This window comes from Bartonella sp. AD328YNZD, assembly GCF_042196425.1.
In genome coordinates this window covers 1-583 of record NZ_JBHIQG010000819.1, presented here as the reverse complement: position 1 = coordinate 583, position 583 = coordinate 1, and the positions used below count along the sequence as shown (strand labels likewise).

The window sequence follows — 583 nt, the reverse complement described above, 5'->3', positions numbered from 1 at the left end:
ATTCATTAAAGAGGAATGCCATGAACTTCACGCTGTTCACGCAACTTTTCACTGAAATTGACAAAATAACAAAAACTTATGTCACAGATATTTCCTCAAAAGCAATGGCTACAATTACGCCCTTCGTCTCAATCGGGATCACCATCACTTTCATCATCTATGGATGGCTCATCATTCGTGGGGCTATCGACATGCCTCTCTCTGGATTTGTGAACCGTTTCCTACGAATAAGCATTATTACTTCAATAGCTCTTACCGCAGGATTGTATCAACCAGAAATCACAAATTTAATAACTCAAATGCCTCATGATTTATCAAAAGCGCTCATAAAAAATCCGCTCACTGATCAACAATTAATGAACTTGCTTGACAAAGCAGCAAGCCAAGGGTTTCAATATGCAAGTCGTCTTTTCGAAGAAACTGTCTTCTTCGAGGCTAATGGGCTACTTTACGGTCTTTTAGGTATCATCATCTTGTTGGCAACAAGCCTCGTAGTCGCAATCGGTGGTGGTCTCGTCCTTCTGACAAAAATCGCACTTGCACTTCTCGTAGGATGGGGGCCAATCTTCATTATTGCTCTACT

1 protein-coding gene is annotated in these 583 nt (G+C 41.0%); it reads left to right on the top strand.

The annotated features are described in order from the left end of the window. Positions 1–20: 20 nt before the first annotated feature. Positions 21–583, top strand: a 563-nt coding sequence (locus ACFIO3_RS15205) for a type IV secretion system protein (RefSeq protein ID WP_375704797.1), incomplete at its 3' end; no start/stop codon positions are given.